At 33.3% G+C, this 26,216-nt stretch carries 19 protein-coding genes; 9 read left to right on the top strand and 10 right to left on the bottom strand.

The window, feature by feature from the left end; all coding sequences use genetic code 11:
• Positions 1–21: 21 nt before the first annotated feature.
• Genes JE46_RS14840 through JE46_RS14810 form a run of 7 tightly spaced genes read right to left on the bottom strand, consistent with a single transcriptional unit; the run spans position 22 to position 9,076 of the window.
• On the bottom strand, positions 22–1,749 hold the full coding sequence (locus JE46_RS14840; RefSeq protein WP_031456067.1) for a hypothetical protein: 1,728 nt from the start codon (positions 1,747–1,749) through the stop codon (positions 22–24).
• A 10-nt stretch (positions 1,750–1,759) separates the two neighbouring features.
• A complete protein-coding gene (locus tag JE46_RS14835) occupies positions 1,760–3,019 on the bottom strand; it encodes a glycoside hydrolase family 26 protein (protein ID WP_031456066.1) in 1,260 nt (419 codons plus the stop codon).
• A 5-nt stretch (positions 3,020–3,024) separates the two neighbouring features.
• Positions 3,025–4,047 (bottom strand): carbohydrate binding domain-containing protein, encoded by a 1,023-nt coding sequence (locus tag JE46_RS14830; protein ID WP_031456065.1) that lies wholly within the window; start codon positions 4,045–4,047, stop codon positions 3,025–3,027.
• Between the two features lie 48 nt (positions 4,048–4,095).
• Positions 4,096–5,286, bottom strand: a complete 1,191-nt coding sequence (locus JE46_RS14825; protein ID WP_031456064.1) for an AGE family epimerase/isomerase — start codon at positions 5,284–5,286, stop codon at positions 4,096–4,098.
• Between the two features lie 7 nt (positions 5,287–5,293).
• Positions 5,294–6,484, bottom strand: coding sequence for a glycoside hydrolase family 130 protein (locus JE46_RS14820; RefSeq protein ID WP_031456063.1), 1,191 nt, complete (start codon positions 6,482–6,484; stop codon positions 5,294–5,296).
• A 25-nt stretch (positions 6,485–6,509) separates the two neighbouring features.
• The gene (locus JE46_RS14815) at positions 6,510–7,901 is read right to left on the bottom strand and encodes an MFS transporter (RefSeq protein ID WP_031456062.1); all 1,392 of its coding nucleotides are present in this window, start codon (positions 7,899–7,901) and stop codon (positions 6,510–6,512) included.
• A gap of 38 nt (positions 7,902–7,939) precedes the next feature.
• The gene (locus JE46_RS14810) at positions 7,940–9,076 is read right to left on the bottom strand and encodes a glycoside hydrolase family 26 protein (protein ID WP_031456061.1); all 1,137 of its coding nucleotides are present in this window, start codon (positions 9,074–9,076) and stop codon (positions 7,940–7,942) included.
• A 302-nt stretch (positions 9,077–9,378) separates the two neighbouring features.
• Between JE46_RS14810 and JE46_RS14805 the strand changes: the two genes are divergently transcribed.
• From JE46_RS14805 to JE46_RS14770, 7 genes are all read left to right on the top strand, one after another.
• Positions 9,379–10,257, top strand: a complete 879-nt coding sequence (locus JE46_RS14805; RefSeq protein WP_031456060.1) for an AraC family transcriptional regulator — start codon at positions 9,379–9,381, stop codon at positions 10,255–10,257.
• A gap of 317 nt (positions 10,258–10,574) precedes the next feature.
• Positions 10,575–13,778 (top strand): SusC/RagA family TonB-linked outer membrane protein, encoded by a 3,204-nt coding sequence (locus JE46_RS14800; protein WP_031456059.1) that lies wholly within the window; start codon positions 10,575–10,577, stop codon positions 13,776–13,778.
• A 10-nt stretch (positions 13,779–13,788) separates the two neighbouring features.
• The gene (locus JE46_RS14795) at positions 13,789–15,384 is read left to right on the top strand and encodes a RagB/SusD family nutrient uptake outer membrane protein (RefSeq protein WP_031456058.1); all 1,596 of its coding nucleotides are present in this window, start codon (positions 13,789–13,791) and stop codon (positions 15,382–15,384) included.
• A gap of 17 nt (positions 15,385–15,401) precedes the next feature.
• Positions 15,402–16,445: an IPT/TIG domain-containing protein gene (locus tag JE46_RS14790; protein WP_031456057.1), complete on the top strand. Its 1,044-nt coding sequence runs from the start codon at positions 15,402–15,404 to the stop codon at positions 16,443–16,445.
• A gap of 90 nt (positions 16,446–16,535) precedes the next feature.
• On the top strand, positions 16,536–17,768 hold the full coding sequence (locus tag JE46_RS14785; protein ID WP_031456056.1) for a glycoside hydrolase family 27 protein: 1,233 nt from the start codon (positions 16,536–16,538) through the stop codon (positions 17,766–17,768).
• A gap of 9 nt (positions 17,769–17,777) precedes the next feature.
• Positions 17,778–18,743 carry a glycoside hydrolase family 5 protein gene (locus JE46_RS14780; RefSeq protein ID WP_031456055.1) on the top strand — a complete coding sequence of 322 codons (966 nt, stop codon included), beginning with the start codon at positions 17,778–17,780 and terminating at the stop codon, positions 18,741–18,743.
• A 573-nt stretch (positions 18,744–19,316) separates the two neighbouring features.
• Positions 19,317–20,342 (top strand): porin, encoded by a 1,026-nt coding sequence (locus JE46_RS14770; RefSeq protein WP_031456053.1) that lies wholly within the window; start codon positions 19,317–19,319, stop codon positions 20,340–20,342.
• 557 nt (positions 20,343–20,899) lie between these two features.
• Here JE46_RS14770 and JE46_RS14765 read toward each other — a convergent pair.
• The 3 genes from JE46_RS14765 to rimO are packed head-to-tail and all read right to left on the bottom strand — an operon-like array spanning position 20,900 to position 23,728.
• Entirely contained in the window at positions 20,900–21,805 is a 906-nt protein-coding gene (locus JE46_RS14765) for an N-acetylmuramoyl-L-alanine amidase (protein WP_031456052.1), read from the bottom strand.
• Between the two features lie 30 nt (positions 21,806–21,835).
• A complete protein-coding gene (locus tag JE46_RS14760; RefSeq protein ID WP_031456051.1) occupies positions 21,836–22,369 on the bottom strand; it encodes a hypothetical protein in 534 nt (177 codons plus the stop codon).
• Between the two features lie 45 nt (positions 22,370–22,414).
• On the bottom strand, positions 22,415–23,728 hold the full coding sequence (rimO, locus tag JE46_RS14755) for a 30S ribosomal protein S12 methylthiotransferase RimO (protein WP_031456050.1): 1,314 nt from the start codon (positions 23,726–23,728) through the stop codon (positions 22,415–22,417).
• A gap of 367 nt (positions 23,729–24,095) precedes the next feature.
• Between rimO and JE46_RS14750 the strand changes: the two genes are divergently transcribed.
• Complete coding sequence (locus JE46_RS14750; protein ID WP_031456049.1) at positions 24,096–25,097, top strand: IS110 family RNA-guided transposase; 1,002 nt, start codon at positions 24,096–24,098, stop codon at positions 25,095–25,097.
• 253 nt (positions 25,098–25,350) lie between these two features.
• Positions 25,351–26,118: a rhomboid family intramembrane serine protease gene (locus JE46_RS14745; RefSeq protein WP_031456048.1), complete on the top strand. Its 768-nt coding sequence runs from the start codon at positions 25,351–25,353 to the stop codon at positions 26,116–26,118.
• The last annotated feature ends 98 nt before the right edge of the window (positions 26,119–26,216 follow it).

The following is a 26,216-nucleotide window of genomic DNA, read 5'->3' as shown; positions in this document are numbered from 1 at the left end:
TATTTTATGAGATAGATGATTTTATTTTTTTTCGATAACAACAAAAACTGATGAACGGGCTGGTAACGTTATATTAGTACCTTTTGTTGTTTCTGCAGAGAAGGGTTTTAGAGTTGCATAATTAGCAGGCCCTCCGGCTACTAAAGTTGGACCAGTTCCGTTTATAATTACTTTTCTTGAGAATTCTCCGTTATCGGTATCACCGACCAATGTGTACCAATACATTCTCTTTCCGGTAATGAAATTATTAAGCTGTACTTTTATATTGATAGCGGTTGTTGCCTTATTTACAAAACTGATCCCCACTTTACCATCTGAAAATGAAGAAGCATAAACTTCATAATTTCCGTTGCTATCTTTGTTGGCTTCAATCATACGGTCTCCCATGTATTTTTGAAAGTAATACAAGTGATAAAAAGCAGGTCGAGGCGTACCTTTAGGAATATTAGGCTCGTCTCCGTTGCTAAACATTCCGTGATCATCTCCGTTTGACCATCCGTTTGCGAAATCCCAGCGGGCTGCCAGACCAATTTTATTTTTTAAAACTTCTCCTAAAATCAAAACAGCGTGCATGCCGTTTATGTGAGAAACCTGCTGTTTGCTTCCGGTAGAAAAAATATTCCATTCGTCTAACGCAAAAGGTTTAATTTCATTGTTGGTAGTCGTTAAGGCGTCTTTGCAAAAAGACATCATTTCGGCAGTTACTTTCTTAGGTGTTTCTAAAATTTCGGCGGCAGCAGCGTTTGTGTTATAATTGGTGTAATAATTATGAACCACATAATAATCTGCTTTACCATCGATGTTTTTAAGCAGTTTATCATTCCATGTTTTATGACAATCCGGTAAATAGCTGGCAGGAATCGTTTCGACCATTACAGCTCCAATTTTAATGTTTGAATTTCCAACATCAGCAGCGGCTTTTCTCATGGCAGCGGCTATTATTTTAAAATGCTGGGCATATAACTGGCCATTTAAAAGTTCGGGCTGACCATCTTTATTATTTGCGGAGTTGATTCTGTAACTCGCTTCCCAATCGGCATAAACTTCGTTGCCAATTTCCCAGTATTGTGTTCTTCCGTTGTCATAAGTTACCCAGTCTGCTGCTAATTTTGCAGCATCAGCAACAGGATCGGCACCAGTTCCATATCTTGCATAACCATAATTTATGGTAATAATTCCTTTACTATTAGTGGATTGTAAGAGTTGGTAATAATTATCTAAAGAAATAGTCCAGTCTGCATCGTTTTTACCAAACCAAAAACCGGATGCTTCTTCAGTACCATCTGCTTTTATTAATTTTGAAGGGGCTGTTGAAGGAGTGCTGCTTGCATTCCAGAAATAAATATCACTGATACTTCCGCCGGGGAATCTGATAATATTGGGTTTTAGGTTTGTAATATCATTGATTAAAGTGGTATTGGTAATCATTTTTCCGGACCATAAATTGGCATTATTTCCGTAGATTGTAGTGGGAATTTTAGTGATTACATTCGCAAAATCTATGGTAACGGTGGAGCTTGTCGTTTCAGGAAGAGAAGCTTGGGTGTAATTGGTTGGAGAGGTAAAGTTTTTTGATTTCCAATTATCCAGAAAAAAACCAATTGTATTTGATACTGAAGGATCCGTTTGTGGTTTTATTACAGGATCTTCCGGTGTTGTTGTTGTATCAGGAGAATTGTCATCTTGTTTTGAGCAAGATGAGAGCTGTAATAAAAGAACAGTAACTGTTACAAGGATTATTTTTTTCATCTTGACTATGTTATTTAGGTAATTCATACATCTTCGGTAATGAATTCAATAATGCCGATTTTGATTTTAGACTAAATGTTTTAAAATCAGCATCATTCGAAACCGAACCATTCGGAACATAATAACCATTTTCATCATTATTCCAGAACATCACATAACTTACTTCAATACTGTTTGATGTTAAAGCACTGTATAAGTAATTAGAAAACCAATCGTTTATTGGTGTTTTTGAACTTGTAACCCGATATCCTGTTTCTGTTAAAGCTGCGATTTTTACTTTGGTTTTAGCTAAATCTGATATAATTTTTAATTTAGAATTCGCTGTATTGGCACCCGTTGTACCCTGATTGTCAAAATCCCCATAATTATCCATTCCTAAGACGTCAACATACTTATCGCCCGGATATCTGCTTAAATAATCGGTTGAGGTTAAATAGGTTCTGTCTGGAGAAAAAGCATATAAAATATTGTGAACGCCTTTAGTATTTTTTAAATAATCAACAGTAAATTTATACACTGTTTTGTATTCTTCCGGAGTACAGAAATCGGCTCCCCACCAAAACCAGCTCCCGTCAAATTCATGGAAAGGCCTGAAAATTATCGGAATCAATTCGCCTTTTGTGCCTTTTAGTTTTGAAGAGAAAGCAGCTACCTGATCTAATTTTTCTTTAAACCATTCATGTCTTGTACCTCCCGGTAAAATGCTTCTAAAAAAAATGCTTTTATCGGCTTCAAACATTGAATTAGCATAAAAAGTATATTCTTCTTTATCTGTTTCTGAATAATTCTTATTTTTTGGCCCTCGCAAATGCCAGGATACTGTGTTGATTATTCCTTTTGCATAAGCATTTTTTATTTGGGTAATATTTTTAACCTCTTGCTGATAGAACCAATTGCTGGTTGTGCCATCGTTTCTAATGTCGGTAACAAAGGATAAGTCTGATCCTATAATGGCTGGGTCGTTCCCTGTTATCTTTTTAATGTCAGATTCTCCGCTACTATTTTTGTAAAAAGAAATAAAAGCATCCTGTTGTCCAATAGCGAATTTGCTTTTGGCTAATTTCTTTAGGTTGTAAAACAATGCAACAGTTTCTTTTGTGGCATTGGCGTCAACCATATACGTAGTTGTATTTGAGTTTGTAAGCGGGTCTGTAGCTACTACAACTGGAGGGTCTACTATTACAGGATTATTTGTTACATCGTCAGACGAACAACCTGCAAAAAATAAAATGGGAGCGCTTAAAAAAAATATTCTGATGTAGTTTTTCATTGATTTTAATTAGAAAGTTTGACCTCAATATTATCGGCTAATAAAGTTCCCGTGCAAACACTCATTGCAACCATAATCCGGTATTGTTTTGCACCTTCGGGAATTTGAAATGTTTTTTTGAAAAGAGTCCAGTCCGTATTTCCGGTCACTGTTCCTATAACCTGATCTTCTGAAGCTTTGGTGTTTTCGTCTTTTTTAAATTCAATAATAAACATGCCGTTATTCCATGGGTCTTTTCCTTGTTGGATATCTTTTGCTTTTAACCATCCTGAGATTTCTATGGTTTTATTTCCTTTATTAATATCAGATACCTGATCAATTGCTTTCCATTCGGCGATTTTTGATGAAATTTCTACTGCTGCATTTCCATCTTTTTTGTCTGTAGTAGAAATTGTTCCGTTTCCATTCCATGAATTTAGATTCTCTTCAAAATTTCCGTTTGAAAATGGTTTTGAAGTAGAAATTGTTTTTTGTCCTTCCGGAACTGTCGTTATGGGATTAAGTTTGAAATACTCTTCTTCAGAAAGTGCAGTCGCATTTACATCGTCAAAAAATACAGAGCCGTTGATTTGTGCCAATGCGAGCATGATTCTGATTTTTTGCGCTTTTTCAGGAACCAAAACTGTTTTTTTATAATTGGTCCAGACGATTGTTCCTTTTACTTGCGCTATGTTTTCAGAAACTATTTTTTTTCCGCCGCTGTTTGTAAATTCAGCAATCATTAAACCGGCGTTATAAGCTTCCTTGCCGCCTTCAATCTGATCGGCTTTTACCCAAACGCTGAATTCTACAGCATACGTATTTTTTGGAATGTTTACAATTTGATCTATTGCTTTCCATTCAGCACCCGTAAACTGATTGATAACAGCGCTGTTTTTACCCGTTTTTTTGTCATACGGAGATATGGTTGCAGCATCGCCAGTCCAATTTAATGTTTCAGATTCAAATCCGCCATTTTTAATCAAATTGGTTTGTGCATCACTTATTGCACAAAAAAATAATAAACTAAAGAAAAAGAGTTGTTTCATAATCGTTGTTTTTAATGCAATAAATCAGTTTTATAGAAGTGAAATAATTTAAGTTTTTATTCTTTGGATGAGTTCCAAACAAGCACGACTGTTGTGATATGGGCATTTCCAGAAACCGGCTTTGTCTTTTTCAATCAAAGTATAATCGCCGTAAATTCCCCAAAACCATTCTCCGTTTTGTTTGTCTAAAATGTGTTTTTTTATAAACTCCCAGTTTTTTAAAACAATTTCTAAATATTTTTCGTTATCAGTTAATTGATATGCGTTATAAAAACCAATTAAGGCTTCCGCCTGTACCCACCAGTGTTTCTCGGTAGTTAGTCGCTTCTTTTCAGGGTCAAATTCATACCATAAACCACCATCAGTATCTATGCCTTCCTGGGTAGCTTCTGCTATTTGAATGGCATGTTTAGTGAAATTGTCGATTAATGTTTTATCTCCTGAAATTTCGGCACATTGCAATAAAAGCCAGGCAGCTTCAATATCATGACCATATGAAATAACATCTGGTTTTTCAATCCAGTTTTCATCAAAAAACAAATGCAAATGGCCTGTTTCTGGATTGATGAAATGTTTTTCGATGGTTTGTAATAATTCGATAATATCACTTTGTAACTTTGCATCTTTCCAAACCTTGAATAAATTTGCATATGCCTCAACAATATGCAAATGTGTGTTCATGGTTTTCTTTTCGTTAGCATCTTTACTGCTCAGTCGTAGATCTTCAATAGGTTGCCAATCGCGTGTAAAAGCTTCTAAATAACCTTTGTTTACAGAATCGTAACTGTGTTTTTGTATTCTTAAATATAAATTGATGGCAATTGCGAGTGCCTTTTCATCTTTTGAAATAATATAATATTCGGACAAACCATAAATGGCAAAAGCCAAAGCATAAATCTGATTTTTGGTGTCTTTTGGGGTTGTATCTGCATTGATACTCCAAAATAGACCTCCAAACTCAGGGTCATAAAAATATTCAGAAAGATATTGAAAAGCTCTTTTGGCAATTTCTTTATGAGACTCATCTTTTGTAACCTGGTAGCTTGCAGAAAACGACCATAATATTCGGGCATTTAGTACAGAACCTTTTTCAGCATTTAAAATTACTGCATTATTAGAGTCAATCTGACCAATAAAACCATCATTTTCAATATCAATTGTGTTTTTTGACCAATAGTCTAAAATAGCATCAAGTTCAGCTGATAATTCGGTTTTAAGTTGCTTTAGTTTTGATTGCACGGTTAAATTATATTGCGTTGTTTTTTTCGATTTGGCTGATAATTGTTTCTACAGAACCGGCAGAAATAAAAGTGTCAGCTGGAGTATTGGTCACATAATCAACTAATTTTGCTACAGATGAAACGGCGACATGCATTCTGGTGTCTGATGATGCGTAATATACATAGACAGTACCATCTTCGTCTTCAATCCATCCATTTGAGAACAATACATTCGAAACATCTCCAACTCTTTCTATTCCTTCAGGTCCCATAAAATGTCCGGCAGGAACATGAGTTACTTTCGAAATATCATTCAAATCTGTCATAAACATATAAAGTGTATATCGTAAACCGGCAGCTGTGTTACGAACTCCGTGTGCCAAATGCAGCCAGCCTTTTTCTGTTTTGATAGGAGCAGGACCAAGACCATTTTTTAACTCATAAATGGTGTGATAATGCTTTCCAAAAATGATTTTTTCTTCTTTTACAACGGGATTTTCCATATTGTCAACATATCCTAAACCAATTCCGCCACCTGCTCCCACATCAATAAAACCATCTTGTGGGCGTGTGTATAAAGCATATTTTCCGTTTACAAATTCAGGATGTAAAACAACATTTCTTTGCTGGCCGGTATTCGAAATTAAATCAGGAAGCCTTTCCCAGTTCACTAAATCTTTTGAACGTACAATCCCGGCGTTGGCAACAGCTGAACTTGTATCCCCTTTTGGAGCTTTTGGATCTTTTCTTTCTGTACAAAAAATTCCGTAAACCCAACCATCTTCATGATTGATCAAACGCATATCATACACATTTGTGTCCGGCTCTTCGGTTTGTGGAATTACACACGGTTTTTCCCAAAACCTGAAATTATCAATTCCATTTGGACTTTCCGCAATAGCAAAAAATGATTTTCTGTCAATTCCCTCTACACGAACTGCTAATAAATATTTGCCATTCCATTTCATCGCACCTGCATTAAAAGCAGCATTCATTCCGATACGTTCCTGTAAAAATGGATTTGTTTCTTCATTTAAATCGAAACGCCAGTTTAAAGGTACGTGTGCGGCAGTGACTACCGGATTTTTATAACGTTGATAAATTCCGTTTCCAATCGTATTTTGAGGCTCATTTTTTTGCTGTACAAGCGTATTATGTTCTTTTTCTAACGCTACTTTTCTATCGTGAAATGTAGCTGAAGTTGTTATTGTTGTCATATCAATCAATTTCTAAATCTGTATTTTAATTTTTTATGTCTCTTTTTTCGTTTAAATCCTGTTCTATGATTTGTAATTTTTCTTCAGATAATGGGTAGAATGCAATAAAAGCTACAGATATTGCTGCGGCCATGGCAGGAAGTATGCTTAACATCAATTGAATTCCGTTTTGAGTAGTGGCCGTTTGTTCAACATTGGCCTGAAAACCGTAGTAACCCAAAAGCCATCCAGCTCCGGCACCACCAATTGTCCATCCAAACTTTTGTGACATCGATGAAGCAGAGAAGACTAAACCTGTGGCTCTGCGTCCTTGTTTCCATTCTGAATAGTCAGCACTATCAGCATACATTGACCAGATTAAAGGGAAGATACAGCCTGCACAAATGCTTATTAAAACCTGAAAACTCATAATTAGGACAACATCTTCTTTTCCGAAGAAATAGAATACAAGGCTCAAAATTGCGGCTAATGCCATAGCACCAAAGAAGGTTTTCTTTTTACCAAACTGATTAGCCAATGGTGTTGCTGCAATAACTCCAATGATATTGGCTGCTTGTCCTAAAACCAAATAGATTGAAGTTGGAGTCATGTGAAAAACTGTTCCAAAAAGCGAAAAATCGAAGTTTACACTACTGCTTACATAGTATTTAAAGTAATATACAGCTGCTCCGTCACGGATAGAATTGAAAACTAAAGCACCAATCCCGGCTCCAAGCAGAATCCACCAGGGTTTGTTTTTTAATAAGTCTTTTAAATCTTCTTTTAGATTTGTCTGTTCATCATCAATTGGTTTAACTCTTTCTTTTGTCCAAAGGAAACATGCCCAGAAAAAAGCAGTTGTTATAATTCCGAATACAGCAATTGTAGCCAGCCAGCCTGTTTTTGAGTTAAGGCTTCCTCCAAAATAATTTACTAAAGGTTCAATTAACCAAAGTGCTAAAAGACTTCCTCCAAAAGCAAAAACCATTCTGTAAGAAGATAAGGTTGTTCTTTCTTTTCTGTCAGAAGACATTACGCCTAAAAGTGAAGCATAAGGTACATTGATTAAGGAGTAAATCATCATCATTAAGGAATAAGTTACATAAGCATATATAATTTTTCCTTTTTCATCAAAATCAGGAGTGTAGAAGGTTAGTACTCCAATAACAGCAAATGGCACAGCAACCCAAAGTAAATAAGGTCTGAATTTTCCCCATTTGGTTTTTGTTCTGTCAGCGATAATTCCAACAATAGGGTCGAAACAGGAATCCCATATTCTGGTAATTAAGAACATGGTTCCTACTACTGCTGGTGCCAGTCCGAAAACATCGGTATAGAAAAATAGAAGGTACATACTGAAGATTTTCCAGAACATAGAAGAAGCTGCGTCTCCAAGTCCATAGCCTATTTTTTCTTTCAAACTGATTTTGTCGTGCATTTAATTTCTTTTTTAAGGTTGTAATTTGGTATAGTTAGTTATTTTAATGCTTTTTTGATGTCTTTTTCGAATAAGGTTTTGTCAAGATTATAAAAATCTACAAAATTTTTCTCGCTTATCTGACCGGAATAAGGAACATAATAATGCATTTTTTGTTCTTTTTCCTGCCAGCCATGATTCCTCCAAAGTAAGATATAAGATATTTTATAATCACCAATTGCTTTTGTAAAAGTCCCTGTCCACCATTTGCTATCGGGAACAGCTTCGTATCCGGCCTCTGCAACAGCAATTAATTTATGCTTTTCCTGACCAATTTTATTTATGATTTTAAGTTGATTCTGAACTTCGGCTATAAATTTTTCGCCACTTTTATCTTCGTTATTCTGATAGGAATCAAAGCTTAAAATATCGACATAATTATCGTCTGGATAGTTTTCTAAAAAAGCTTCTTTGGAATTGAAACTGCTGGTGTTATAAACGTAAATTAAATTGTGTACCCCTTTTTTTTGCAGGTATTCGAAGGTAAATTTCCATGCGGCTTTAAATTCTTCTGGTGTACAATTTCCTTTTCCCCACCAGAACCAGCCTCCCGTTAACTCATGGTAAGGTCTGAAAAGGATTGGTATGTTTTTTCCGTTCTTATCTTTTAAGGATAGAAAGAAATTGGCAGCTTTATCAAGCCATGATATGAATTTTTCATGATTTTTTTCACCCGGTAAAATGGTTTTTAAAGAATTTGAAGTATTGTCCCAGGCATTTTTTCCAGTTTCAGGATTGTCAAAATGCCAGCTTATTGTTGAAATTCCGCCTCGTTCATTTGCCTCTTTAATATATTGTTTCATTTTGTCAAAAGGAACTCCGTCAATATTATGGGCGTCATCTTTTTCCAGACCTGCTATATCCCATCCATATACTGCCGGGTAATCCCCAACGATATCTTTTATATCGCTGCGCAATGGTTCGTATTTCCAGTTTACACCATAAGCCAGGTCATCCTGATGTCCGAAAAGATATCCTTTTTGAGACAATTGCTGTAGTTTTTTATAAAGAGCAACTGTTTCATTTGTTGCTTTTTTATCCGAAATTGACAAATTTGTATCAGTAGCTTTTGCTTTTATAGAGCATGAAACTCCAATAAAAGCAGTTATAACAAGGAGTAGGGATATTTTTTGCATAATTTATTAAAATATGTTTCATCATAAAGCTAAAAAAAATAAAAAGGATTGTAAAAAATTGAAATAATTTCTCATTAAATTCAATGCTGTCTTTTTTAACTCTTATATTATCAAAACTATAAAAAGAGGACGGATTAAAAACGATTACTGTTTATTATCTATAGTCTTTTTGAAAAGATGATAATTATTTTTTCAAAGATAAATGGATGTTTCTCGTATAATTAATATTATTTTATCAATTATATATCATATTATTGCAAATGGATTTGTTGTTTTATGATCTTTAATAACTTTATAATAATATGAGTACAGCTAAAAATTTTTACAGAGAGATTGCTCCTTTGTCCAGTGGTGATAGTTTTTTAGTCTTCGACAGAGTTAAGGATAGTTTTGATTTTCCGGTGCATTATCATCCGGAATTTGAAATTAATTTTATTTTGAACGGAAAAGGAGTTAAGCGTGTGGTTGGGGATAATATTGAAGAAATTGATAATGTTGAGTTGGTTTTGATTGGGCCTAATTTGTATCACGGTTGGGAATTGAATAAATGTACCAGTAAAAAAATACATGAAATCACTATACAGTTTCATAATGATTTATTTCATGAATCTTTGCTTTCAAGGCGTATTATGAATCCTATACGGGATATGTTTAATCGTTCTATTCATGGTATTTTGTTTTCTAAAAAAGTAGCAGAAGAATTAACTCCAAGATTGATAAAGCTCTCTAAATTAGATGGTATGGATTATTTTTTGGAAATCACTTCGCTATTGTATGATTTGGCTAATTCCAGAAATCAAAGATTGCTCTCGACTTATACGGTAGACTATGATACTTTTGAGGATTATGATAAAATGAAGTTAGTCTACGAATATGTACAAAAACATTTTGCGGATAAAATTACTTTAGAAGATGCGGCCAATATTGCAAGTATGTCTATAATTTCTTTTAACCGATTTATAAAAAAACGTACAGGGAAAACCTTTGTAAATTATATTAATGATATCCGAATTGGATATGCTGCTCGTTGGCTGGTTGAAAAAGATATGAGTGTTTCAGAAATAGCTTTTAAGTCCGGTTTTAATAATATAGCAAATTTCAATCGTAGTTTTAAAGCTACTAAAAATTGTACGCCTAGTCAGTATAGGGAGGATTTTTCTGGATTAAAGCGTATTTTGTAGTAATACTTTTTTTTCATAAACAAATATTATTTTTAACGAAATCGTTTTAATTTTTGACAAATCGTTAATTAATGTTTATTGTTTGTAGGGTTTTCAAGTAGATAAATTACGAATAATTTAAAAAAATGATGTTTTTATTTCACTATGTGTTTTTTTAAATTATTAAAGTAAAAATATTATCATCAAATGATATAATACTATTAACTTCATGTAAACTTCTGTTATAGATTTGTTAAAATAAATTAGTTAAAAAAACGAACTCCTTTTTTAGCTTTTTATCAAGTAAGTATTAAACTTAAACTAACCAAACATTTATTATGAAAAAACTAATGACTAATTTTATTCATTGGAATGCTAACCACAGAGCGATTCCATTGATTTTATTTTTGTTACTGACAAGTAATTTTATTACTGCTCAGGTTAAGGTATCGGGAACAGTCTCAGATGATAAAGGATTGTCAATTCCTGGAGCAAATATTTCGGTTGTAGGATCGAAAACTTCGGTTTCAACTGATTTTGATGGGAAATATACTATTGATGTTCCTGTAAATGCTACTTTACAATTCTCATTTATTGGATTTAATACTCAAAAAATTGCTGTAGATGGAAAAGGGACTATAAATGTAATTTTAAAATCTGCTGCTGAAGATTTAAAAGATGTAGTAGTAATTGGTTATGGAACTGTAAAAAGAAAGGACGTAAACAGTGCTATTTCCAGTATTGGAGCAAAAGATATTGAAAATTTAAAGGTGGCTTCTTTTGATCAAATGATGCAGGGTAAGGCTGCGGGGGTTGTTGTGAATAATAATTCTGGAGAGCCAGGAGGAAATGTTTCTGTAAAAATTAGAGGAGCTTCTTCTTTGACAGGTACTAACGAACCTTTATATGTAATTGATGGAGTGCCAATTTCCGGTGATGCCAGAAACTCATCTACATCAGGAAGAAATGCGGCTGGAAATTCTAACTTTTCAAACTCTGGTAATATTACATATAGTCCATTGTCATTAATAAATCCTAGTGATATAGAGTCTATTGATATTCTTAAGGATGCTTCTGCTACAGCTATTTACGGTTCTCGTGGAGCAAATGGTGTTGTTATAGTAACAACAAAATCTGGAAAGAAAGGAACAGGAAAATTAACTTACGAAAACACATATTCGTTCAGTAATTTACCAAAAAAATTACCTTCGATGAACCTTCAACAATATGCAGCTCATCAAAATGCTTTGGCTCCTATTTTACGTCCAGGAGACAATACTGCTATTCGCTCTGAATTTGCTCATCCTGAACTTTTGGGTAAAGGTACGGATTGGCAGGATGAAATTTATCAAACAGGAATTATGACTTCACATCAGTTGTCTTTCTCAGGTGGTAAAGATGGAATAAATTATTTTATCTCTGGAGGAGTGCTGGATCAAGATGGTATTGTGATAGAATCAGGTTTCAAAAGATATAACGTGAGATCAAATATTGATGCTAAAGTAAATAAATTTATAAAAGTAGGTTTAAATGTTAGTGCTGCATTAACAGATGAAAAATTAACATTAAATGGTCAGTTTAATGGAGTAGTTGCTACTTCTTTATTCTCTACTCCGGATGTTGCTGTTAGAGAATTGTCAGGATCTTTTGCCGGGCCGCCTGCTGGAGGTCTAACTTCATTTGTTAATCCTGTAGCTACATCTTTATTAGGGTCTAATACATTAGTTAGAAAAAATTATTCGGGTAATTTTTATACTCAAATTGATTTGTTTAAAGGATTAGAATATCGTTTTGAATTTGGAGGTTATATGTATGATAATTTAGGTCAGCAATATGATCCAATGTATTCTTTAGGAAATGCAGTAAAAGATTATGCGAACTTATATTATAATCCTTCTTCGGGTAATTCATGGAACTTAAAAAATATGATTACCTACAGAAATACTATTGGTAAACATAACTTTACAGTTTTGGCAGTGCAGGAAGCAAATAGATCACATTGGCAGGGACATTCTGTTAACGCTACCGGTTTTAAGGATAATAGAGATCACTCGCTTGCAGCTTCTGATTTGTCTAAAGCAATTATAAGTAGTCCGTATCAGGGGACACAAACATTATCCTCTTACCTAGGAAGGTTAGTTTATGATTATGCTGATAAATATGGTGTTAGTGCAGCAGTTAGAACAGATGGTTCTTCAAAGTTTACTGTAGGTAATAAATGGGGCGTATTTAGTTCTGTTGGTGCTTCTTGGAAACTTTCAAATGAATCTTTTATGGAGGGTACTAAAAAGTATATTGATAATATTAAACTTAGATTTGGTTGGGGACAAACAGGAAATAATCAAATTGGTAATAATTTGTATGATTCAAATTTGCATATAGTAAATAGTTCAATGGGAAGTTCTTATTTGCCTTCAAATACTCCTAATAAAGATTTGAAATGGGAAACTCAGGAGCAAACAAATTTAGGTTTAGATTTTACATTGTTTGATTCTAAATTTACTGCTACTGTTGAGCTATATAGAAAAGTTAATAAAGATTTCTTATATCAAGTTCCTTTGCCAAACTTTCTTTCTGGTGGAGGAGATTATGAAGGAGGGGTAAATCCGCCTTACTTTAATCTTGGAAGTATGGAAAATAAAGGGATTGAGGTTACACTTGGGTATTCTCATAATTTCTCTGAAAATTTCTCGTGGAATAGTAGTTTGAATTTATCGAAATATGTTAATCAGGTTACCGATATGGCAGGATTGAATATTGTTAAAACAATGAATACACTTGCTTATCATACTATATCTGTTTCAAGAACTACGGAAGGCTTGCCAATAGGATCATTTGTTGGTTATCAGGCTACAGGAATTTACAGAACAGATGATGATTTGTTGACTTACGGATATGATAATGGCGGGACTAAAGTGCCTTTGAAAAATGGAACTAATTCATTATTGCCAGAGTTTCAAAAAGGAGATGTGATTTACAAAGATCAAAATAATGATGGAATTATTGATGTAAAAGATTTAGTTTCAATTGGAAATCCAAATCCAAAATTAACTTACGGATTTACAAATAATTTCAAATATAAAAGTGTTGATTTATCTATTATGGTTCAGGGAACAACTGGAAATAAATTGATGAATTTAACCAGAGCATCTGGTGTAATGAATAGTAGCGTTGGAACAAATTATTTAACTGAAGCATCAGATTTCTATTCAGCAGATAATTTAGATGCTAGTTTGCCAACACCATCCGTTTATTCTCATATAAATAATGCGATATCGTCACGTTTTATTGAAGACGGATCTTATTTGAGAATTCAAAATGTAACTTTAGGTTATTCTTTGCCTTCAGATCTTATTTCAAAAATTAAACTGTCTAGATTGAGATTATATGCAAGCGCGCAAAATCTATACACTTTTACAAAATACAAAGGTTATGATCCTGAAGTAGGTTCTTATAATCAGGATGCATTATTGTCAGGTGTTGATAATGGGCGTTATCCTACGCCTAGACAAATATCTTTTGGTTTAAATGTTGAATTTTAATATGATTAATATGAAAAATATAATAAAAAAGAGCAGTGCTGTTGCTTTGACATTGATGTTGTTGGTCTCATCCTCTTGTTCACAGGATTTTATAGATGTGCCTGCAGAGGGAACTCCAACTATGGGGAATTATTATGATTCAGATGTTAAACTTGATAATGCAACGAATGGGTTGTACGGTATTGTGTGGTTTAATATGAACAAGGAGGGTTATTATGCAATTACAGATGTTATTTCAGGTAATTTGGTTTCAAAGTATAATGATAACTTTGCTAAGTTTACAGATTTAAGCTTTACGAATACGGCTTCATATATATCTGATTCCTGGAGATCTTGCTTTGGAGCTATAGCAAATTCTAATGCTTATATTAACAGTTTGCCTATCAGTGTTGGGCCAAATGTTAGTAAAGCAGCGTTAGATAATGCATTGGGAGAAGCGCATTTTATCAGAGCCTTTTCTTATTTCTTCCTTGTGAGATTATGGGGTAATGTGCCAATTATCGAAAACAATGCCGATTATTCTAAGAATTTTGTTATTCCAAGTAACCCGGTTGAAGATGTATATAAGTTCATTGAGAACGATTTGAAATTTGCTATTGATAATTTAAAAACTAAAAACAGAGGAGCAGATTATGCCGCTAATGCTCATGTATCTAGTGGATCTGCTAAAGCTTTCTTAGCAAAAGTATATCTATATCAAAAGAAATATGATTTGGCAAGACAAATGGCTCAGGAGGTTATTAATAGTGGAGAGTTTAAGTTGTTAGGAGGCGAAGAATTGCCTACAAAATCTTTTGCTGATTTGTTTTTGCAAAAAAACAATAATAATGAAGAATCAATCTTTTCATGGCAATGGACAGGTACGGGAACTTATTTTGAGGGTAACTTCTCTAATACAACTTTTGCTCCGGAAAACAGATTAGTTGAAACTACTTATAGTCAGGGTATCGCTCCTTCTCAGGACTTAATTAAAAACGGTTACGAAGTTAATGATAAAAGAAGAATAGAGACTTTTATGCTTCCTGGAGATTATTATCCAAATTTAACCTATGCTGAAACAACTGTAGGGGCTCCTTATATTTTAGGTTATACTTTTGACATTGCAAATGAAACTCAAAACTCTGGCTCAGGTGTAAAAAAATATGTAATTGGAAAAGAAAACTTACCAATCACAGGTAAATTTAATAAACCCTTTAATGGAGAAAGCAGTATGAATACGTATCAAATGCGTTATGCGGAGTTGTTATTAATTCATGCTGAAGCTATATTAGGTTCTCAAACAGGAAGTACTACTGATGCATTGGCTCTTAAATCGTTTAATGCAGTTCGTAAAAGAGCAGGTTTAACTGAAAAAGCTTCAATATCTTTTGATGATATATTTAAGGAAAGACGTTCAGAATTGGCAGTTGAAGGAGATTATTATTTTGATTTAGGACGTTTGCCTTTTGCTAAAGCTAAAGCTATATTAGAAGCACAGGACAGAGGGGATAGATACACTGCAAAACATATTGCAATAACTGCTACAAGTCTTTTATTGCCTTATCCTTCAGATGATTTGATTAAAAATCCAAAATTGACAGAAGTAGTTCCATATACTTTCAAATAATTTTAAAAATATAAAATATGAAAAATTTAAAAAATGTTTCATTAATAGCATGTTTGTTATTTCTAATACTTTTTACTTCATGCTCAAACGATGATAATGATTCGAATGGAGGAAATACTCCGGTGATTGAGTCAGTAATGCCTTCTGGTTATTATGAAGATGGAACTATTAAGTCATTAGAGCCTGTTAGTATTGTTGATCCTAAAAACTATTATATAATTCATGGAAAGGGATTTTTAACAGCAAAAAAGGTTTATTTTAATGATTATGATACCTATTTTAGACCAACATTTGTTACTGATACTGATATAGTTATATTGGTTGATGAAAAAACACCTTATGCGGATGCATCAAACAAAATTAAAGTTGTTACGGAAAAAGGAACTGCAGAGTTTGATATAACAGTTGCGCCACCAGTGCCTACATTCAACTGGTTTAATCCTGAAAATGCGGCAGAAGGAGATATTGTTACAATTAATGGGAATTACTTTTTAAATCCTATTGTGAAAGTTGGAACAGAAAATGCAACTGTATTATCTTCAACTTTAACACAAATCACTTTTAAAATGCCAGCGAATGGAAATGACAAATATGTAACAGTTAGTAATATCTCAGGTACAACTCCATCAAGTGTTGGAGTGGGGTCAGCATTATACGATGATGTGTTGCAAGGAGATACCGGGCACTGGACATGGAGTGGAAATGAGTTTAATACAAACTATACTACAGATAAAATTCAGGGAGATGCATCGATGAAAATAGTTTTTAATGGTTGGGATGGTGCTGATATGAAATTTAATTCCAGAGATGTTTCTAAGTATAAAGCTTTTAGAGTTCGAGTGAAAAGTGCTTCTGCTAATACTAATGCAAGTTTAACATTTGTGTTTGGAGGTTGGGCTTATCAAATTAAAAGATCTCTTAGTTCTGTATGGACTTATATTGAAATTCCTTTTTCTGAAATAGGAAATCCGACAACTTTCGATCAGTTAACACTGCAAGAGTCAGGGAATTTTGGAGGTAATACTATATATATGGATGATATGGGATTTGTTTTGAAATAAATAAATTTGTTTAATTTGAGTTAGTCTAAAATGTTCCCTGGTTGAAAAATTAGGGAACATTTTTTATAAAGTATTTTAATTTTAAAAAAAATGAAAAGAATAATTTTAATATTGGCTTTGCATATTTCCATAGTAGGCCTCAGTCAGGGAAATACCCACAATCAAACCGGAGGGAAATTTGAAGGTCTTGCAATGACACCTCCGATGGGGTGGAACTCATGGAATACTTTTGCAACCAATATCGATGAAAAATTGGTAAAAGAAACGGCTGATATTATGGTTTCATCAGGAATGGCCGCGGCAGGTTATAATTATATTGTCCTGGACGATGGATGGATGGCAAAAGAGCGAGGTGCAAACGGAGATTTAGTCCCAGATCCAGGTAAATTCCCAAATGGAATGAAAGCTGTGGTAGATTATGTACACAGCAAAGGTTTGAAATTTGGTCTGTATAATTGTGCCGGAACACAAACATGTGCCGGATATCCGGGAACTCGCGGTTATGAATACCAAGATGCCCGATTTTATGCCCAACTTGGAATCGATTTTCTTAAATACGATTGGTGTAATACAAAAGGAATTACTGCGCCCGAAGCTTATACAACAATGAGTAATGCACTAAAAACAGCCGGAAGGCCTATTGTGTTTAGTCTTTGTGAATGGGGTGATAACCAGCCTTGGGAGTGGGGTAAACCAGTTGGAAACCTTTGGAGGATTTCCGGTGATATTTATCCTTGTTTTGATTGCGAATTTAAGCATCCTGAAAATTGGTCATCCTGGGGATTCATGAAAATTGCAGATATGCGTAAAGATATTCGAAAATATTCAGGCCCTGACCACTGGAATGATTTTGATATGATGGAAGTTGGGAACGAAATGAATGATACCGAAGACAAAGCACATTTTAGCATATGGTGTATGTTGGCATCACCACTGTTTAGTGGAAATGATTACAGAAAAATGTCAAAAGAAACATTGGCAATTTTAACCAATAAAGAACTAATTGCGGTTAATCAGGATAAGTTAGGTATTCAGGGTTTTAAATATCTTGCAGAAGATGGAGTAGAAGTTTGGGTAAAACCATTATCAGATGGAAATTGGGCTGTGACATTTTTGAACAGAAGTGATGTTTCTAAAAAAATCAATTTCGAATGGAAAAAACATATAATTAAAGATGCTGATTTTGGTTATGAGGCAAATTTGGGTAAAACAGTTTATAAATTGAAAGATCTTTGGAAAAACAAAGAAATTGGAAATACTAAAAATAATTTTAAAGCAGATCTTGCTTCTCATGATGTTATTACGCTAAGATTAATTCCATAATACCTTAATATGAAATCAGAAATTAAACTTTTTGTGACTGTCTTATTATTGATGTTTTGTTATGCTAATGCACAATTTGTAAAAAAACATGGTCAGTTAAGTGTTCAGGGTACTCAATTGGTAGATAAAAACAATAACCCGATAGTCTTGCGTGGAATGAGTTTTGGCTGGCATAGCATGTGGCCAAGATTTTACAATGAAAAAGCAGTTAAGTGGCTGAAAAAAGATTTTAACTGTAATATAGTTCGTGCCGCTATGGGAATCGAATTAGGAGAGATGGCTTATAAAAAGAATTCTCAATTTTCAAAAGATAAAATAGAGTCTGTTATTAAGGGGGCAATAAAATCTGATATTTATGTGATTATAGACTGGCACAGTCATAATATAAATTTAGAAGAAGCAAAGGTTTTTTTTGCAGAGATATCCAAAAAATATGCGAAATACCCAAATGTCATTTATGAGATTTTTAATGAGCCGGATGATGAAACCTGGCCACAAATTAAGGCGTATGCCGAAGAAGTAATTAAGGTGATAAGAAATAATGATTCTAAAAATATTATTTTGGTGGGATCTCCTCATTGGGATCAGGATGTCAATCTTCCGGCAGCTGATCCCATTGTAGGATACAATAATATAATGTACACGATGCATTTTTATGCCGCAGCGCATGGTAAAGAACTCAGGGATAGAACTGATGAAGCAATTAAAAACGGTTTGCCAATTTTTATATCAGAATCTGCAGGAATGGAAGCGAGTGGTGATGGACTTTTGGATATGAAAGCATGGCAGGAATATATTGACTGGATGGAAGAACGAAAATTAAGCTGGATTACCTGGTCAGTTTCGGATAAAGATGAAACTTGTTCGATTCTGCAAAAATCTGCTAAATCAGAAGGTAATTGGAAAGAAAAGGACTTGAAAGAATCTGGAATTAAAGTCCGTGAATTTTTAAGGAAATATAATTATAAGGAATAAGTTTGTTATTTATCATGAGGAAAGCCTGTTCGTTTGAGCAGGCTTTTTTTTGTTATTTTAAGTTAAGTAGAATATTTTTCACGACACTTTTTTGTAAGAATTTAGCCTGGTTATTTTGATTTGTTTTTGAACTTTTTAAAGTTATTTTGATGGCTTGAATATTTTATTTTTATTTAAATTTTTTTTAACCCCTATTTTTTATGGGGTGATTTGTGTTTTTGTGTTTAAAAAAGTGAGAAAATTGTCTTTTTTTATATTTTTAATTTTGTTAAACCCTGTTTTTTTAAATATTGTTGCTTAAAATGTGTTATCGTATTTTTAAAAACCAATCCGTATAAATGTGAAATAACGATTATTTTTAATTTAATTTTTGTAATCCATAATTCTGCTTCAAAAACATTAAAAAAATAGATTTCGATTCTTCTACTCATACAAAAGTTAATAAATTCGCTGAAGAAAATGATGATGATTAGATGGGTTTAAAGTTCAAAGTGGAATCGTATAATTAATATAATAATAGATAAAAATTTAACTAACCAAAATCAAATTAATTAACTAAAACCAATTTAACACATGAAAAAAGTATTATGTATTTTATCATTAGCCTTAACAACAAGTTTTGCATTTGCACAAGATGACACTCCAGAAACCACTCCTTTAGAAATTTCAGGTTCCGGAGATGTATATTACAAATATGATTTTGCTAAAGTTCCTAATATTCCAACAAGTTTCGCAACAGATCAGAATTCAGTTTCTTTAGGAATGTTAGATATTGCTTTGAAGAAGAAAATAAAGAACATTTCTTTCGTAGGTGAAATTTCTTTTGGACCAAGAGGTCAATACCAATCATTACCAAATGGTGATGGAAGTAGTTCAAATGCGGACAATTCATTCCACATCCAAAACTTGTATGCAAGCTATGCAGTTACAGATAAACTTAGTCTTACTGCAGGTTATATGGGGACATTTATTGGATATGAGGTAATCTCACCTGTAGGGAACTTTCACTACTCTACTTCTTATTTATTTACCAACGGACCATTCCAAAATGCAGGAGTTAAAGCTAATTATGCGATAACGGAGAAATTCGGGGCAATGGTAGGGGTGTTTAATGACTCTTGGAATACATACAAAGCGGATTCACAAAAAGGATTAAATGCTGTTGGAGGTCAATTGTCTTATGTAACAGATAAAGCAAGTGCTTATTTGAATTTTATGGATGGTTCAGTAAGTGGTACTATTGTTGACTTGACTGCAACATTTCAATTAACTGATAAATTTAAATTAGGTTTAAACGCTGCTGATTTTTCAAACGAAGGCGATGTTGGTTATACAGGTGGTGCTTTATATCCATCTTATGCAATTAGTGATGCTTTTGCTTTAGGGTTGCGTGCAGAATACTTTAAGTCTAAAGAAGGTTCTTTAGATACGGATGTTACAGCTTTTACTTTATCAGGAAATTATAAAATAAACGGCTTAACGATTATTCCAGAGTTTAGACTTGATTCTAATTCAGATGAAGTTCTGTTCGTAGATTCTGATTTAGCTCCTGCTAAATCTGCTTCTCAGGTGCTTTTAGCTTTAGTTTACGGATTCTAAGATTAAATAAAACATACTCTTTAAAAAGAGATAAAGATTGATATTTTTTTTTTTTTTTTGGAAGCTGTCAAAATTGTGAAATTTTGGCAGCTTTTTTATTGGTCTCAAATCGGTGGTTTAAAACCTGCAGTATTGTAATGTTTTATAGTACGAAAAAACACACTCTTCAACTTCTTTAGTCTAATTTCAAAATAGTAAAACTGAAGGTCTCGTCAAAACAAACCTTCTGTTTTCAGTACAGAGTTTTTAGTTTACACGTCTTTCACTAATATGTTTAATCGTAAAAAGAGTAGTTAAGATGTGATAATTTGGTTCTGATAAAAAGTTGTTGATTTGCTTGGATTTAGCTTGGTAGTTTTCGGTTTAAGTTTAGTGGTTTTAACTTAATACTAATTTTAATCTTATCGTTTTGTGTAATATTTGCTAGTACCTATTGATAAACAAACAAGTGTTTTTTTTTATTATTTAAGAATATAGGGAGTGAGGGATATAATTGGTTTCTTTAAAAAAATGCGTTTCTAAATTGAATTAGAAACGCATTTTTTATAAAATAAAAGTTATTGTAGCTGTTTTTTGTAAATAGAATAGATTGTATCTATTGTTTTACGGTCTAAAACAGAGCTGGTGTCAGTTTGAATATAATGTAATTTAAAAGCCATTATTGCTGCTGATAGATTTTTGGTATTATAACCGATAATTCGCAATGCAGGTTCAATTTTAAAATCAAAAGGAGCTTCTTCTAAAATTTCATCAGGCCATATTCCAAATCCTTTTTCGGCTAATGTCTTCCATGGAAATAAAGCGCTTGGATCTTGTTTTCTGCCTGGAGCAATATCAGCATGCCCTAATATGTTTTGTGTTGGAATGTTGTAATCTTTTTTCAATTTTGTCAAAAGCGCAATTAAACTTCCAATTTGAGCTTCAGTAAAGGGCTTGAAGCCATTATTGTCAAGTTCGATACCGATAGAGCTTGAATTTAAATCTGTATTTTTTCCCCATGTTGAAGCACCTGCATGCCATGCTCTTAAATAATCATTTAACATCTGAACAACTTTGCCGTTTTCAGAAATTATATAGTGAGAGCTGACCTGTGTTTTAGTTTTTGTAAAAGTACTAATGGTTTGCTGTAGAGAATCTTGAGCTGTATGGTGAATGATAATGAAACTGGGTTTTCTCAGATTGAAATTGACAGTTCCTATCCATTCTGTGTTGATGCCATTTAATAAAGGTGTAGATCCTGTTTTTGATAACGTATCTTTTACAATCCCTAATTGCGTTGCGTAAGTAGTATCAATGATAACCGGGGTAACTGGTATTGGTGCAACTTCTTTGCTTGTAATTTGATTTTCTAAAGTTTTAAGCTGCTGATCATAAACTTTTTCTGTTGTTCTGTATGGGTTTTTTGTTCCGCAAGAAGTAATTATAATTGCTGAAATGAGATAACAAAAATGTTTTTTTAACATGTTTTACATTTTAAGATTAAGTAGAAATAGTTATTCTGCAGGTTTTATTTCTTCAGTATCTTCCTTAACTTCTTTTTTTTCTTTCTTCTTTTTTGACTTATTCTTTTTTATTTCTTTAAAATTAGCCATAAAAGTGGTGTATTTTTCTATCTGTGCAGGATTTAAAAAAGCAGTTATTTTTTTAGTCGTAACTTCTCTTAATGCATTTATTTGCTCAATTTTCTGATCCTGACTACTGCTTTCGTTTTTTAAGAGAACACCTTGTTCTCTCATGCTGTCTGCTAAAACATTTGTAATGGCAATAACCTGCAATTCATCAAGATTTACTTCCGGTTTCATTTGTTCTACAATTTTAGCAGCTGTTTCTTCTACAGGAACTTCTTTTGGCTTGCTTGGGCTACTTTGCGACCCCTGCATCATGCTTCTGTCCATTCCCATTCCGCCCCCTCTTCCGCCGTAGCCATTACCATAGCCATTATTGTATCCGTTTCCATATTGAGCCGAAACGGAATTAAGGCTTAATAAAGTAAAAACTAATAGAAAAAAAGATTGTATAAGTTTCATAAAAGTATTTTCTAAGTTGAAATTTAAAAATCGGTTACGGTAAATTTAAGCAGGTTCTCCGTATAAATCAAATTCTGTAGCTTCTATTATCTTGATATTAACAAATTCACCAGTTTTTACGTAATGTTTTGAGGCATCTATTAAAACCTCATTGTCAACATCCGGACTGTCAAATTCGGTTCTTCCAACAAAATGAGCACCTTCTTTTCTGTCAATAATACATTTGTAAATCTGTCCTACTTTTTCCTGATTCAAATCCCATGAAATTTGCGATTGTAATTCCATGATTTCATTGGCTCTGGCTTGTTTTACATCAGCAGGAACATCGTCTTCCAATAAATAAGCATGAGTGTTTTCTTCATGAGAATAAGCAAAACAGCCCATTCTGTCAAATTTCATTTCCTGAACAAAATCTTTCAAAATTTCAAAATCTTCCTGGGTTTCGCCTGGGTAACCAACAATCAAAGTAGTTCTGATGGCCATTCCGGGAACCGCAGCACGAAAATCTTTCAATAACTGAGTCGTTTTGGCCTGAGTTGTACCACGACGCATCGATTTTAAAATATTATCCGAAATATGCTGTAACGGAATATCAATATAATTACAGATTTTAGGTTCACGTTTCATTAATTCCAAAACATCCATAGGGAAACCGGTAGGATAGGCATAATGTAAACGAATCCATTCAATTCCTTCAACGGCTGCCAATGCTTCTAAAAGTTCAGCAAGGTTTCTTTTTTTATAAAGATCAAGGCCATAGTAAGTTAAATCCTGAGCGATCAGAATTAGTTCTTTTACGCCGTTTTTGGCTAAACCTTGTGCTTCCTTTACTAATTTTTCAATTGGTTGAGAAACATGTGAGCCACGCATTAACGGAATCGCACAGAAACTGCACGGTCTGTCACAGCCTTCAGCAATTTTTAAGTATGCGTAATTTTTTGGAGTCGTAGTTAAACGCTCTCCTAATAATTCATGTTTATAATCTGCTCCCAATGCTTTTAAAAGCTGAGGCAGTTCTGTAGTTCCAAAATATTGGTCTACATTCGGAATTTCTTTTTCTAAATCCGGTCTGTAGCGTTCGGATAAACATCCTGTAACAAAAACCTTGTCGACCAACCCTTTGTCTTTTTTATCAGCATATTCCAAAATCATGTTTACCGATTCTGCTTTCGCATTGTCAATAAAACCGCAAGTGTTGATTACGATAATGTTTCCTTCCTCAGCGGCTGGTGCCTCATGTTGTACTTCTTTGCCATTGGCACGAAGCTGTCCCATTAACACTTCACTATCATATACATTTTTCGAACACCCAAGAGTGATTACGTTAATTTTGTTCTTTTTTAAAGACTTGGTTCTCATACTTTTATAAATTGGAGTGCAAAATTACACTTTTTTATTCAAACACAGACTGTTTAGGTTTGTTTTAAGGTGTTTTTTCAGGAGCCATTTCCCGCTATCCGTTACAATCTTTTATGCCGAACACCGGCATAAAAGGATTTTCACTTCTATCCTTTAGATTTGTTAGGAAGATTTAAAGTAATTTTAATCAACAACCAAACTGACAAAGTGAACCTTCTCTTCTATCAAAGTTTGCTACTTATGCCCTGATTAGGACTTTGTCAGTTTTATTGAATAAGCTTCAGAATAGTAATTAAGGATTTAATGCCTATTATCAAGGATATGAATTTATTCAATAGTTGGTTGCTAATTTTTAAAACATTTTCTTATGAACAAATTTAAACATTTTCTAGGCATCGATGTATCCAAGGAATATTTTGATGCAGTTTTAATTCTGAATGGAGCAAAAGAAAAACCAATTCACAATCAATTTGCAAATGATTCCAAAGGAGTAAAAACATTAAATCAATGGCTTAAAAAACAAGGCGCTACAAGTCAGCAAACTCTTGTTTGCTTAGAACATACGGGTATGTATGGAAAATTAATCATTAGATATTTAATGGGTTTTAATTATTCTCTTTGGGTAGAAATGTCTTTGAAAATCATTAGGAGTATGGGACTTCAAAGAGGTAAAAATGATAAAATTGATGCAGAAAGAATTGCCATTTATGCAATGAAAAATCAGCAGGAAGCTATCATTTATAAAGCTCCCAGCCGAACCGTTGAAAAGATCAGAAATCTAATGTCATTAAGGGAAAAACTAATTCTTACCAAAGCTTCTTTGATACGCAATTCAAAAGAAATGAAATCGTTAGACCCGGAAGTATCTAAACTTTCTGATAAATTTCAAAAGCAAACCATAAAAGGAATTACTTCTGATTTAAAGCAAATAGAAAAACAATTAGATTTATTTATAAAAGAAGATGAAAACTTAAGCAAAATTTATTCACAAGCCATTTCAGTTCCTGGAGTTGGTAAAGTAACTACTCTATATCTAATCTGTTTTACGAATGAATTCACAACCTATTCAACGCCAAGACAATTGGCTTGTTACGCAGGAGTGGTGCCTTTTGAACATACTTCAGGCAAAAGCATAAGGTTAAGACCGAAAGTTCATCATATGGCTAACAAAAAGCTTAAAAAGCAATTACACATGTGCGCCTTGTCGGCAGTTAATCACGACCCGGAAATGAAAGAATATTTTAAAAGAAAAGTACAAGAAGGAAAAAATAAAATGCTCGTAATTAACAATGTCAGAAATAAAATAGTACATCGTATATGTGCCTGTATTAGAGATAACAAAACATTTGAGGTTAGAAAATCAGCATAAATCTTATCAGGGACAACCCTTATTATCAACGAGTAAGATATAAAACCTTTTGTTGAATTCTTATTCGCAAACTTGCTGTGTCTTAAAATAAAACTAATTTAAATTAAAAAAAAAGATTTATTAACTTGTTTATGTCATAGTAATCAGGGCTATGAATCGTGTCTTTAGAAAATTATTTTTTGCTGACAAATTATCAGTAAATTGTATTTGGATAGTTTTTTGATTAATAATTATTCAATTGATTAATAAAAATATGAACGATAACCATTTTAAATTTTCAACTGCAGTTATTGGACTACCAGTGTTTTTTGTCCTCTTTTTATGGATTATTTATTGGGTTCAGATTCGGTTTGATTTTGATTTTTATCAAAATGGAATTTATCCAAGGGATGTATCAGGTTTGCAGGGTATTTTATTTAGTCCCTTTATTCATGAAAATTTAAACCATCTATATAATAACTCTATTCCGCTTTTAGTATTATTGTCTGCTTTGCAATTTTTTTACCCTAAACAATCTTTTGCGGTTATAGGATTTGGAATTTTATTTTCAGGTTTAATAACATGGATTATTGGGAGGGAAAATTTTCACATTGGTGCAAGTGGACTAATTTATGTTTTGGTAAGTTTTATATTTTTCAAAGGGATTCAGACCCGATATTATCGTTTAGTAGCACTTTCATTTGCGGTAGTTTTACTTTATGGTGGAATGATTTGGTATGTTTTTCCGGATGTTGATCAAAATATTTCGTGGGAAGGACATTTGGCAGGTTTTATAACAGGGTTTGTAATGTCTTTGTTTTATAAAACTCCGGAATATGCTAAACCAATTGTTTATGATTGGCAAAAACCTGATTTTAATCCCAATGAAGATGCTTTTATGAAGCACTTTGACGAGAATGGTAATTTCGTCAATACTGAAATACCTCCTGAAGAGTCTGAAATATTATCTTCTTATTTCAATTCTGATATTTCGGTTAATTATATTATAACCAATTCGAAATCAGAGGATAAATCTTTGTAGATAAAAGGTTTAATGATGAAAGCAATGGTGTTAATGGTTTCAGAGAACCTAAGGTAACAAAAAAGCACCTCAGTTAGAGGCGCTTTTCTATTCTTTGT

This window comes from Flavobacterium chungangense LMG 26729, from assembly GCF_000735715.2.
Taxonomy (GTDB): Bacteria; Bacteroidota; Bacteroidia; order Flavobacteriales; family Flavobacteriaceae; genus Flavobacterium; species Flavobacterium chungangense.
Note: the sequence above shows the minus strand (reverse complement) of the source record. Positions and strands in the feature narration are given on the sequence as shown.